The following is a 12,200-nucleotide window of genomic DNA, read 5'->3' as shown; positions in this document are numbered from 1 at the left end:
TTGAACCCTAATTCTCATGCCCGCAGCGGGATCAGCCGCAGGATCGGCCGCGTGGTGGCCTTGCTGCTCGTTCCTTTGCTCATGCTGCAACCGGTGATGGCGCAGGCGCCCTCGGGCACGGCGGGCAAGACTGACCAAGCCAAACGCAGCGCCAATGGTGATCTCACGATCAACCTGGTCAACGCCGACATCGCCAGCGCGGTGCAGGCGGTGGCCGCGGCAACTGGGCGCAACTTCATCGTCGATCCGCGGGTGAAGGGCCAGGTCACTATTCAATTCGAAAAACCGGTGCCGCCGCAGAAAGTCTTCCAGGCGCTGCTCACGCAGTTGCGCCTGGCCGGCTTTGCCGTGGTGGAGCATGACGGCGTGTTTCAGGTCGTGCCCGAGGCCGACGCCAAGCTGCAGAGCGGGCCGGTGGGCGTCGGGCTGGCGCCTTCTCGCATTCCCGGTCGTGGCGATCAGGTGGTCACGCAGATCTTCCAGTTGCGCAATGCCTCGGCCAGCAGCCTGCTGCCCGTGTTGCGGCCCCTGATCTCGCCCAACAACACCATCAACGTCAGCCCCTCCGGCAATGCGCTGGTCGTGACCGACTATGCCGACAACCTCAAGCGCATCGCGCGCATCATCGCCGCGCTCGACGTGCCCACCGGCACCGAAGTCACCGTCGTGCCGCTGACCTACGCGGTGGCCAGCGATCTGGCGCCCACGCTGCAAAAGCTCATCGACATGCAGACGGTCACCTCGAGCGGCCCGGGCACCCCAGGTGTGCAGGCAGCCGTCGCTGGCAGCGGGGCCATGCGCGCAGTCATCCTGCCCGAGTCGGCCAGCAACTCGCTCATCGTGCGGGCCACCAATGGCGCGCAACTCGCCGAGATCGAGCAGATGATCCGCCGCCTCGACCGGCCGCAAAATGATCAGGACAACATCCATGTGGTCTATCTGCGCAATGCCAATGCGGCCGATCTGGCGCGCACCCTGCGCGGGGTGCTGGCCGCGCAAGGCACGGGCAGCGCTGCGGGCGGGCAGTCGCAGACCAAGCCGCAGGGGGGATCGCAGTCGATGAGTGGCGGCAGCAACAACGGCAACTCATCTTCTTATGGGTCGTCCGGCGCCACCAGCCCGGGACTGGGCCAGGCGCCGGAATTCGCCGCCACCAGCAGCGACTCGACGGTAACCTTGCCGCAGGGCGGCACGGTTTATGCCGACAACTCGCTCAATGCCCTCATCATCAACGCGCCGCAGCCGGTTTACATGCAACTGCGCCGGGTGATCGAGCGGCTCGACGTGCGCCGGGCGCAGGTTTATGTCGAGGCGCTGATCGCCGAGGTCGACGCCAACAAGGCGGCGCAACTCGGTATTCAGTGGCAGGCCATCGCCGGCAGCGCGGGCAATCAGAATGCCATCATCGGCGGCAGCAATTACGGCACTGGCGGCTCGAACATCATCAATCTGCAGGCGGCCATTTCCGGCGGCGGCAGTTCGGCCGCAACGGCGCTCGCCAGCGGTTCGCTGGCCATCCCCAATGGCCTGAACATCGGCATTCTGCACAACGTGGCGGGCATGGCCACGTTGGGTCTGCTGGCGAACTTTCTGCAGACGCAGGACGGCGCCAATATTCTTTCCGCGCCCAACCTGATGACCCTCGACAACGAAGAGGCCAAGATCGTCGTCGGCCAGAACGTGCCCTTCGTCACCGGCCAGTATGCGCAAACCGGATCGAGCGCCACCGTCACGCCGTTCCAGACCATCGAGCGCAAAGACGTTGGCCTGACCTTGAAAGTGCGGCCGCAGATTACCGCAGGCGGCGCCATCAAGATGGATGTCTATCAGGAGGTGTCGAGCATTTCCAGCACCACCAACGCGGCGGGCATCATCACCAACAAACGCTCCATCCAGACCGCCGTGCTGGTCAACGACGGCCAGACCATCGTGCTCGGGGGGCTGATGCAGGACAACGTGAGCCAGAACAACAGCAAGATTCCGGGCCTGGGCGACATTCCGGGGCTGGGCGCGCTGTTCCGCTCCAATTCGCGCACGGCGCAGAAGACCGATCTGATGGTGTTCCTGCGGCCCATCGTGGTGCGCACCGAAGATCAGGGCAACGCGCTGAGCCAGCAACGCTACGACACCATGCGCGGCATGCAGGACAAGGCGCAACTGCCCGCGCAGTTCGGCATGCCCGAGATGCCGGGGCCGGTGCTGCCGTCCCTTCAAGGCGATACGGGGGCAGCGCCCACGCCCCCCATGTCGCTGGGCGCAGCCAGCAGCGCCGCCGCGGCGCCCTCGCCCTCTACCTCGCCCACGTCCCTCGCCATGCCACCCGCTGCGCCCGGTGCAGCCAATGCCCTGCAGAGCCTTCAGGCGAAGAGCAAGGCTGACGCGACCGTGGTGGAACTCGGCTTTTCTCAGCCCCTGGCCGCCCCGCCCACCGCATTCACCTTGAGCGATCCGATTCGGCTGGTGCTCGATTTTCAGGGCGCCCATTCGCAGCTCAGCAGCAAGAGCCAGAGCTTTGATCTGGGGCCGCTGCAGTCTGCCAGCGTGGTTGATGACCAGGGCAAGACCCGGGTGATTTTCAACCTGACCCAGACCACGCGCTACGTCACCGAGGTGCAGGGCAAGCAACTGCGCGTCATCCTCACGCCGCAGCACTGAACGACCGCTCGCCATGTCCGTGCGTCATCCCTTGCCCTATACCTTCTGCCGCGACCAGGCGGTGCTGGCCGAAGACGACGGCCAGGGCGTCGAACTCTGGATGTGCGAGGCCACGCGGCCCGCGGCGCTGGCCGAGGTGCAGCGCCAGCATGTGCTGTGCGCGGTGCACCGCACCACCGCTGAAGATCTGCAGGCGCGCATCGGCGCGGCCTACGCCGCCCGCGACGGCAGCGCCGCCTCGGTCATCAGCGAAGTGGAGGGCGACGTCGATCTGGGCCGGCTGATGCAGGACATTCCCGCGGTGGAAGACCTGCTCGAAGCCGCCGACGACGCGCCCATCATCCGCATGCTCAATGTGCTGTTCACCCAGGCCGCGCGCGAAGGGGCTTCGGACATCCACATCGAGCCCTATGAAACCGCTTCGGTGGTGCGCTTTCGCGTGGACGGTACGCTGCGCGAAGTGGTGCGGCCCAACAAGGCGCTGCACGGCGCGCTGATTTCGCGCATCAAGATTCTTTCGCAGCTCGACATCGCCGAAAAGCGTCTGCCGCAGGACGGCCGCATCGCCCTGCGCATCGGCGGCCGCACTCTCGATGTGCGCGTGTCCACCCTGCCTTGCGCGCATGGCGAACGCGCCGTGCTGCGCTTGCTCGACAAATCGGCGGCGCGGCTGAATCTGCGCGCCGTGGGTATGGCGCCCGACATGCTCGACCACTTCGATGCCCTCATTCGCGCGCCGCACGGCATTTTGCTGGTCACCGGCCCGACCGGCAGCGGCAAGACCACCACGCTGTACTCGGCGCTGAGCCGACTCGATGCCAGCACCACCAGCATCATGACGGTGGAAGACCCGATCGAGTACGACCTGCCCGGCATCGGCCAGACGCAGGTCAACGCCCGCATCGACCTCACCTTTGCCCGCGCCCTGCGCGCCATCCTGCGGCAAGACCCCGACGTGGTGATGATCGGCGAAATCCGCGATTTCGAAACCGCGCAGATCGCCATTCAGGCCTCGCTCACCGGTCACCTCGTGCTCGCCACTCTGCACACCAACGACTCCGTCTCGGCCGTCACCCGCCTGACCGATATGGGCGTCGAGCCCTTTCTGCTTGCCTCTTCGCTGCTGGGCGTGTTGGCGCAGCGGCTGGTGCGCCAGCTCTGCCCGGCCTGCAAAGTGCCATCGCCCGATGGACAGGGTTTCGTGCCCGTGGGTTGCCCCGCGTGCAATCACACCGGCTACACCGGACGCACCGGCGTGTTCGAGCTGTTCGAAGTGGACGACGGTCTGCGCGCCGCCATTCACGCCCGTGCCTCCGAGGCCGAGTTGCGCCGCCTGGCCCAGGCCACGGGGATGCGCAATATGCGCCAGGATGGGCAACGCTATATCGACACCAGTATCACCAGTCTGGCCGAGTTGCTGCGCGTGACGCGTGATTGAATTTCTGCTCCACCATGCCCGCCTACCGTTTCACCGCCCTTGACACCGCAGGCGCCGAACAGTCCGGCGTGCTCGAATCCGACAGCGCCCGTGGCGCCCGCACCCTGTTGCGCAGCCGCGGGCTCATTCCGTTGCAGGTCGAAGGCATTCACGAAGAAGCGGCGCAGGCCAGCGGCCGCCGGTTTGCGCGCCGGGTGTTCAACAACCAGGAACGCACCCTGTTCACCCGCCAGCTCGCGGGCCTGTTGGTGTCTGGCCTGCCGGTGGAGAAAGCCCTTGCCGCCCTGGCCGAAGATGCCGACCGCGCCGAAATTGGCAATCTGCTTTCCAACCTCAAAAGCGAAGTCTCCGCCGGACACAGCCTGGGCGACGCGCTGGCTCAGTATCCGCGCGAATTCAAGCCCATCTACCGCGCGCTGGTGAGCGCGGGTGAAGACAGTGGCGACCTGGGTCTGGTGATGGAGCGGCTGTCTGACTACCTCGAAGACCAGCAGGCGCTGCGCGGCAAGCTGGTGCAGGCCTTTGCCTATCCGGCCATCGTGGTGCTGGTGGCCGTCACCGTGGTGGTGCTGCTGCTCACCTACGTCGTGCCGCAGGTGGTCGGCGTGTTTCAGGGCGCGCACCAGAAGTTGCCGCTGCTCACTGTCGGCCTCATCGCCGTGTCCGATTTCATGCGGGCCTGGGGCTGGCTAATTTTGATCGTGCTCGCGGTTGGCGGCGTCGTGTTCGCGCAGGCTATGAAGCTGCCGGGACCGCGTCTGGCGTTCGACGCCATGATTCTGCGCAGCCCGCTGTTCGGACGGCTGATCCGCGGCATCAACACCGCGCGTTTCGCCAGCACCTTGGGCATTCTGGGTGCGGCGGGCGTGCCCATCCTGCGCGCGCTGCAGGCCGCTGCAGACACGCTGAGCAACAGCCTGCTCAAGGCCGACGCCGAAGAGGCCATTGCCCTGGTGCGCGAGGGCGCAACGCTGGCGCAGTCGCTGGCGCTGCACAAGCGCTTTCCGCCCGTGCTCATCACCTTTATCCGTTTGGGCGAGCAAACTGGCACGCTGCCGCAGATGCTCGACCGCGCCGCGGTGCAGCATGCGCAGGAAGTGCAGCGCCGCGCCATGACCCTGACCACCATTCTGGAGCCGCTGCTCATTCTGGTCATGGGCGGCATGGTGCTGCTCATCGTGCTGGCCGTGATGATGCCCATCATCCAGATGAATAACCTGGTGAAATAAGTCATGCCTGCCGATTTGAACGACCGCCTGGTCGTGGCGATTTCCTCGCGCGCCCTGTTCGATTTCGAGGAGGAGAACCGCGTGTTCGAGCAGGCCGACGACGCCGCCTACATGCGGCTGCAGCTCGACCGGCTGGAGCGCCCGGCGCAGCCCGGCGTGGCGTTCCAACTGGTACGCAAGCTGCTGGCCTTCAACACCAGCGACGCCCAGCGCGACCGGGTGGAAGTGGTGCTGCTCTCGCGTAACGACCCGGTGTCCGGGTTGCGGGTGTTCAATTCCGCCAAACACCACGGCACGCCCATCGAGCGCGGCGTATTCACGCGGGGCCGCGCGCCCTACCAATATCTACACGCTTTGCAGGCCCATCTGTTTCTGTCGGCCGAGCCAGACGATGTTCGCGCTGCGCTGCACGCCGGGTATCCGGCGGCGCAGGTTTACCCCGAGTCGGCGCGTGCGTCCGAGGCGCATCCCGATGAAGTGCGCATCGCCTTCGACGGTGACGCGGTGCTGTTTTCAGACGAAGCCGAGCGCGTCTTCCAGACCGAAGGTCTGCCCGCTTTCCAGCAGCACGAAGCCCGAAAGGCCGCGCTGCCGCTGCCGCCGGGCCCATTCAAGCCCCTGCTCGAAGCCCTGCACCGCCTGCAAAAGGCGAGCGCCGATGGCTCCACCCCCATGCGCCTGCGCACCGCGCTGGTCACCGCGCGCAGCGCTCCGGCGCACGAGCGCGCCGTCCGCACCCTGATGCACTGGAACATCACCATCGATGAAGCCATGTTTCTCGGCGGGCTGGACAAGGGGCCGTTCCTGCGCGAATTTCAGCCCGATTTTTTCTTCGACGACCAAGCGGGGCATGTGCAATCCGCCGCGCGTCATGTGCCCTCGGGGCAGGTGCACGCCGCAGTCACGCGCAAGTCCTGAAGACCGCTCGGCCCGTGCAGCGCCGCCTGAAAAAAAGTCGCGGCGCCTCTACCATGCCAAGCTCTGTCACTCGCTGACGACACCCCGAAGGAGACTCGCATGGCCACCACCCATCTGCAGGGCAACCCCGTTCCCACCAGCGGCGAATTGCCCGCCAAAGGCAGCAAAGCCCCCGATTTCCGCCTGACCGACAAAGACCTGGCCGACCGCACCCTGGCCGACTTCGCGGGCAAGCGCAAGGTGCTCAACATCTTCCCGTCCATCGATACGCCCACTTGCGCGCAGTCGGTGCGCACCTTCAATGCACGGGCCAGCGACAAGGCCGACACCGTGGTGCTGTGTATCTCGGCCGATCTGCCCTTCGCCCAGGCCCGCTTCTGCGGCGCCGAGGGGCTGGACAAGGTGGTCAACCTCTCGGAAATGCGTGACCGCAGTTTCGCCCAGGCCTACGGCGTGGGCATTGCTGGCGGCCCGCTTGCCGGGCTGTGCGCCCGCGCCGTGGTCGTGCTCGACAAGGACAACACCGTACTGCACACCGAGCTGGTGAACGAAATCGCCCACGAGCCCAACTACGACGCGGCGTTGGCGGCGCTGTAAGGCAGCCGACTCCGCGTGGCGTGTGTTTGCCGCGCGGAGTTTCTAGAATGGTTCTTTTATTCTGCGGAGACAACACATCATGGTCATGCCCACATCCATGTCGGATCGCGACGGCAAAATCTGGATGGACGGCCAGTTGGTGGAGTGGCGTGATGCCAAAGTCCACGTTCTGACCCACACCCTGCACTACGGCTGCGGCGCCTTCGAGGGCGTGCGGGCTTACAAGACCGACAAGGGCACGGCCATCTTCCGCCTGCGCGATCACACCGAGCGCCTGTTCAACAGCGCCAAGATTCTGCGCATGGAGATTCCTTTCACCATCGAGCAGGCTATGCAAGCCCAGATCGACGTGGTCAAGGCCAACGGTTTCGACTCCTGCTACATCCGTCCGCTGACCTGGATCGGCGACAAGAAGCTGGGCGTCTCGCCGCGCGGCAACACCATTCATCTGATGATCGCAGCGTGGCCGTGGGGCGCCTATCTCGGCGAAGAGGGGCTCAAGCGCGGCATTCGCGTCAAGACCAGCAGTTACACCCGCCACCATGTGAACATCACTATGTGCAACGCCAAGGCGGTGAGCAATTACACCAATTCCATTCTGGCGAATCTGGAGGTCACGGGCGACGGCTACGACGAAGCGCTGCTGCTCGACCCGCAGGGCTTTGTGAGCGAGGGCGCGGGCGAGAATATTTTCGTCGTGCGCGAAGGCGTGCTCTACACCCCCGATCTTTCTTCGGGCGCGCTCAACGGCATCACGCGCAAGACCGTGTTCGCCATCTGCGAAGACCTTGGCCTGGCCATCAAGGAAAAGCGCATCACCCGCGACGAGGTTTACATCGCCGACGAAGCCTTCTTCACCGGCACGGCGGCCGAAGTCACCCCCATCCGCGAGCTCGACGGCATCACCCTCGGCCCCGGGTATCGCGGCCCGATCACCGAGCGCATCCAGAATGCTTTCTTCGACATCGTCGGCGGCCGCAATCCCAAGTACGCAGGCTGGCTGTCTGCGGTTTGACGACGCAATCCCTCACTGATCGAGACCCGCCTATGAGCGCCATTCCCAAGCCCGACATGCCCGTGGTCGAACTCAAGGCCAAGGATCTGCCGGCCTACTGTCCCAATCCCAGTATGCCGATCTGGAGCAGCCATCCGCGCGTATTCATCGACGTGACGCACGGCGAAGCGGCCTGCCCCTACTGCGGCACCCGCTACCGTCTGGCCGAAGGCGAAGTGGTGCACGGCCATTGAGTGCACGTCCGGCATGACCCGTGTTCTGCTGATCGCCCCGCAGTGGATCGGCGACGCGGTGATGGCCCAGCCCTTGGTGGCTTTGCTGGCTGCCCGAGGCGAAGAGATCAGCGCACTAGGGCTGCCCGGCGTGGCTCCGGTATTGCGGGCCATGCCGGGGGTGAGCGAGGTCATCGAGGCGCCGTTCGCGCATGGTCAGTTCGATTTCGCGCTACGCAGGCGCATCGCAAAGCCATTGCGTGGTGTGGGTTTCCAGCGGGCCTACATCCTCGGCAACAACCTCAAGTCGCGCCTGGTGCCGTGGCTGGCACGCATACCGCAGCGCATTGGCTATACCGGCGAAGCGCGCGGGCTGCTGCTGACCGATCGGGTTGAGGCTGACGAATCGGCTCGGTTGAGGGCAGTCTCCGAGCCAATGGCGCTGTCGCCCGTGTCCTGCCGCGTTCCCCGGCCGGAGAGTCAGGGCCGACCGGACATGCGCCAACATTACGCCGCGCTGGCGCAGGTTGACGGCGCGTCCAGCCCGGTTTCGATTCCAGAGCCGACCCTGCACATTTCTCCCGACGAGGCCGAGGCGGCGCGCCGCCGGTTCGGTCTGCCGCCGCGCTGGATTGCCCTCTGCCCCGGCGCGGAGTACGGCCCGGCCAAGCAATGGCCGGTCACGCACTATGCGGCACTGGCCATACAGGCGCAGCAAGCCGGTTATGCCGTTGCCGTGCTTGGCGCCCCGCGGGATGCTGCGGCCGGAGCCGAGATTGCCGCGCAGGCGCCGGGCAGCGTGAATCTTTGCGGCGCTACGCGGCTGGCAGACGCCATTGACTTGCTTGCCAGTTGCAGCGGTGCGGTGAGTAACGATTCCGGTTTGATGCATGTGGCCGCCGCACTGCAGCGCCCGACCGTGGGGGTGTACGGTTCGACCGATCCGCGCCACACGCCTCCTGCGGCGCATCGCAGTGCAACGCTCTGGCTGCATCTCGATTGCAGTCCGTGTTTTCAACGCACCTGCCCGCTGGGGCATCTGGACTGCCTCAAACACATCTCGCCCGATGCGGTCTGGCGTGAGCTGGCGCGACTGATGTCTGCTGCCGCACCCCATTGAGTGCTCAGGCGCTCAACGCCAGAGCATCACGACCGCAATCGCAATCCAGCCCAGCGAGAAGTTAAGCACCACCAAGGGGTGAATCTGCTCCAGCGCGCGGCCCAGCGCGGGCCAGTCCTGCTGGGAGGCGGCCTGGCGCGCGCGGCGGTACGGTGCAAAGTAGATGTGCGCAAAGACCGCCATCATCACCAGGCCGATGCCCAGCATCGCATGCCAGCCCATGGGCGCCTGGGCGAAACCGATCTGCAGCATGATGATCAATCCCGAAATCAAAATCACCGCGATGCTGATCCAGACGAGAGGGAAGAAGCGCTGCAGCGTCGCCAGAATGAACTGCGGGCGCACAGGCGGTTGAAGCAGGGCGAAAGCGGCGGGCCGCATGGCAAACAGAATGAACGCCATACCACCCATCCAGATCACTGCGGCGACAAGATGTAAAAAGACCAGCAGAGCCGTCATGAAAGTTCCCGAAATTGGATGAAATGCGCGCTTGCACAAATTGAGGTCAGTGGCGACGCGGCTGTCAAGCGAAATGACAGAACGTTGACTCGACACAATGTTAGATGCAGCCGCACGAAAAAAGCTGGTGCTGTATCGACTTTCCCCTATACTTTCGCCGTTTGACCTTCACGCCAATTGTTACCCGTCGCAACAACCGCCGCTGCAATCCGCAGCTGGCTGCGCAGATTGGTAGAAGCGTTTTAACCCAAGTTCAACTCGTGGACTGGCGATTCGGCCGTCCACAAAGCTGACCAGAGTGTTTTTGCCTTGAACCCAACTGTGCCATCCATAGACCCCTGGAAAGACGAGCAAGACGTGCCGTCGGCTGCGCCCATGACGCGCGCCGAAGTGCAGAGCTTGCTTCTGCGCAAGCCGCAGGTGTCCGTTTGGCGCGTGGTGGCGCTGCAGGCCGTGGTCGGCCTGGCCGTAGCCTTGGTGAGCGGGTTTTTTGCGGCGGGCAAGCTCTCGGTCGTGTGGTCTGCCCTGTATGGTGCGGCCATCATCGCCGTGCCCTCTGCACTGTTTGCCCTATCCATTCAGCTCTGGCTGTCCAAATTGAAGCCCGGCGTGGCGGTTTACGGTTTTGCGCTGGGTGAGTTGTTGAAAATCGGTTTGACCATCGTGCTTCTGTTTTTTGCGCCGCGCATCGTGCAGCCCCTCAGTTGGGCCGCGATGCTGATCGCCGTCGTCGTGACCTTGCAGGTGTACTGGGTCGCCCTGATTCTGCGCGGCAAGAAATCGAGTTGCGCAGCCTGATCCATTCCAGTCGTGCCGCGCAGGCGGCCCTCCTCAAAATAGTCGACCATGTCCGCAGAACAACACACCATCACCGCAGGCGAGTACATCGTTCACCACCTGACGCAATGGACCAGTGGTCCGCGTACCGGGGTGGTTGACTTTGGCATCGTCGACATCGATTCCCTTTTCTTCTCCGTGCTGCTGGGCGTGATTGCGTGCTACGTGCTTTGGCGCGTCGCAAAAAACATGACCAGCGGCAAACCGGGCAGGCTTCAGGCTGCGGTCGAGTTTCTGGTTGAGTTCGTCGACGAGCAGGCGCGCGGCATTGTGCGCAATGCCAAGTCGCGCGAATTCGTGGCTCCGCTGGCGTTCATCTCGTTCGTCTGGATCGTGATGATGAACCTCATGGATCTGCTGCCCGTTGATCTGTTGCCCCGCCTCTGGCAAACCGCGGGCGCAGCGACCGGCCACGACCCGGAGCATATGTATTTGCGTGTGGTGCCTACGGCCGACCTGTCGATCGCCCTGGGCATGTCGATCACCATTTTGTTGCTGAGCCTGTACTACGGCATCAAGATCAAGGGCATCGGCGGTTGGGTGCATGAATTGTTCACCGCTCCGTTTGGCAACCACTTCCTGCTCTGGCCGCTGAACTTCGCCATGCAGTTGCTCGAATATTTGGCGAAAACCCTCTCGCATGGCATGCGGTTGTTCGGCAACCTTTACGCCGAAGAAATTCTGTTCATGATCATCGCGCTCATGGGGGCTGCCGGCCTGAGCAGCTTGACGGGTTGGGCACTGTTCTTCGGCAACATCGCAGCCGGTCTGGCCTGGTCGATCTTCAGTCTGCTGGTCATCGTGCTGCAGGGTTTCATTTTCATGATGCTGACCCTGGTTTACATCGGTCAGGCGCATGATCACCATTGATCGGTTTTGATTAGTTTCGTTTTTTTCTGATTTCTTTTTTCTTCACCACTTCAACTCACTAGGAGCAAGCATGGAACACGTTCTCGGATATGTCGCACTGGCCGCAGGTCTGATCATTGGTCTGGGCGCTAACGGCGCTTGTATCGGCATCGGCATCATGGGCAGCAAATATCTCGAATCCGCCGCACGTCAGCCCGAGCTGATGAACGAACTGCAAACCAAGATGTTCCTGCTGGCCGGTCTGATCGACGCGGCCTTCCTGATCGGTGTCGGTCTGGCCATGATGTTCACCTTCGCCAACCCGTTCGTTCTGAAGTAAGCCACGCTTGACTCCAGCAACGATCTGTTCACCCATCTGAAGCAAAGGTTAGCGCCATGCATCTGGACGCAACACTCATTGCGCAGATCATCGTTTTCTTGCTGCTGGCGTGGTTCACGAAGAAATTCGTGTGGCCCCCCATCACCAAGGCCCTCGATGAACGCGCAACAAAAATCGCCGACGGTCTGGCTGCCGCCGATCGCGCCAAGTCTGAACTCGCCTCGGCCAATCGCAAGGTCGAGGAAGAACTTGCCCGCTCGCATCAAGAGAGCGCGGGACGCTTGGCTGACGCCGAACGTCGTGCTCAGGCCGTGATCGAAGAGGCGCGGAAGAAGGCCGAGGAGGTCGCAGCCAACATCGTGGCGCAGGCCAAGTCAGAGGCTGATCAGCAGGCGGTCAAGGCGCGCGAGCAATTGCGTGACCAGGTGGCAGCGCTGGCAGTCAAGGGTGCCGAGGCCATTCTGCATCGCGAGATCAATCCGCAGGTGCATGCCGATCTGCTGAACCGGCTCAAGGCCGAGCTGTAATCGG

Annotated in this window: 13 protein-coding genes; 12 read left to right on the top strand and 1 reads right to left on the bottom strand. The window is 63.9% G+C overall.

Features of this window, described 5'->3' with window-relative positions:
• The 8 genes from gspD (at position 1) to waaF (ending at position 9,184) form a co-directional block, all read left to right on the top strand.
• Positions 1-2,655 (top strand): type II secretion system secretin GspD, encoded by a 2,655-nt coding sequence (gene gspD / locus BIO17B3_RS06990; RefSeq protein ID WP_232054209.1) that lies wholly within the window; start codon positions 1-3, stop codon positions 2,653-2,655.
• A gap of 13 nt (positions 2,656-2,668) precedes the next feature.
• The gene (gene gspE, locus BIO17B3_RS06985) at positions 2,669-4,093 is read left to right on the top strand and encodes a type II secretion system ATPase GspE (RefSeq protein ID WP_013107166.1); all 1,425 of its coding nucleotides are present in this window, start codon (positions 2,669-2,671) and stop codon (positions 4,091-4,093) included.
• Positions 4,094-4,107: 14 nt separating this feature from the next.
• Positions 4,108-5,322 carry a type II secretion system inner membrane protein GspF gene (gene gspF, locus BIO17B3_RS06980; RefSeq protein ID WP_156053558.1) on the top strand — a complete coding sequence of 405 codons (1,215 nt, stop codon included), beginning with the start codon at positions 4,108-4,110 and terminating at the stop codon, positions 5,320-5,322.
• A 3-nt stretch (positions 5,323-5,325) separates the two neighbouring features.
• Entirely contained in the window at positions 5,326-6,240 is a 915-nt protein-coding gene (locus BIO17B3_RS06975) for a 5'-nucleotidase (RefSeq protein WP_013107164.1), read from the top strand.
• A gap of 99 nt (positions 6,241-6,339) precedes the next feature.
• Positions 6,340-6,837 (top strand): thiol peroxidase, encoded by a 498-nt coding sequence (tpx, locus tag BIO17B3_RS06970; protein ID WP_156053557.1) that lies wholly within the window; start codon positions 6,340-6,342, stop codon positions 6,835-6,837.
• A gap of 79 nt (positions 6,838-6,916) precedes the next feature.
• On the top strand, positions 6,917-7,852 hold the full coding sequence (locus BIO17B3_RS06965; protein WP_156053556.1) for a branched-chain amino acid transaminase: 936 nt from the start codon (positions 6,917-6,919) through the stop codon (positions 7,850-7,852).
• Between the two features lie 32 nt (positions 7,853-7,884).
• A complete protein-coding gene (locus BIO17B3_RS06960; RefSeq protein WP_013107161.1) occupies positions 7,885-8,085 on the top strand; it encodes a zinc-finger domain-containing protein in 201 nt (66 codons plus the stop codon).
• Positions 8,086-8,098: 13 nt separating this feature from the next.
• Positions 8,099-9,184, top strand: a complete 1,086-nt coding sequence (gene waaF / locus BIO17B3_RS06955; protein WP_156053555.1) for a lipopolysaccharide heptosyltransferase II — start codon at positions 8,099-8,101, stop codon at positions 9,182-9,184.
• A 12-nt stretch (positions 9,185-9,196) separates the two neighbouring features.
• On the opposite strand, the gene BIO17B3_RS06950 is transcribed toward waaF, so the two are convergent.
• Positions 9,197-9,643 carry a CopD family protein gene (locus BIO17B3_RS06950; protein ID WP_156053554.1) on the bottom strand — a complete coding sequence of 149 codons (447 nt, stop codon included), beginning with the start codon at positions 9,641-9,643 and terminating at the stop codon, positions 9,197-9,199.
• 321 nt (positions 9,644-9,964) lie between these two features.
• Between BIO17B3_RS06950 and BIO17B3_RS06945 the strand changes: the two genes are divergently transcribed.
• From BIO17B3_RS06945 to BIO17B3_RS06930, 4 genes are all read left to right on the top strand, one after another.
• Positions 9,965-10,441 (top strand): ATP synthase subunit I, encoded by a 477-nt coding sequence (locus BIO17B3_RS06945; RefSeq protein ID WP_232054208.1) that lies wholly within the window; start codon positions 9,965-9,967, stop codon positions 10,439-10,441.
• Between the two features lie 48 nt (positions 10,442-10,489).
• Positions 10,490-11,350, top strand: coding sequence for a F0F1 ATP synthase subunit A (atpB, locus tag BIO17B3_RS06940; RefSeq protein WP_013107157.1), 861 nt, complete (start codon positions 10,490-10,492; stop codon positions 11,348-11,350).
• A gap of 70 nt (positions 11,351-11,420) precedes the next feature.
• Positions 11,421-11,669 (top strand): F0F1 ATP synthase subunit C, encoded by a 249-nt coding sequence (gene atpE, locus BIO17B3_RS06935; protein WP_013107156.1) that lies wholly within the window; start codon positions 11,421-11,423, stop codon positions 11,667-11,669.
• 56 nt (positions 11,670-11,725) lie between these two features.
• Entirely contained in the window at positions 11,726-12,196 is a 471-nt protein-coding gene (locus BIO17B3_RS06930; RefSeq protein WP_013107155.1) for a F0F1 ATP synthase subunit B, read from the top strand.
• Positions 12,197-12,200 lie beyond the last annotated feature (4 nt).

It is taken from the genome of Thiomonas sp. OC7, assembly GCF_900634595.1.
Lineage (GTDB): Bacteria > Pseudomonadota > Gammaproteobacteria > Burkholderiales > Burkholderiaceae_C > Thiomonas > Thiomonas arsenitoxydans.
The sequence above is the reverse complement of the archived record's forward strand: the minus strand, read 5'-3'. Positions and strand labels throughout refer to the sequence as shown.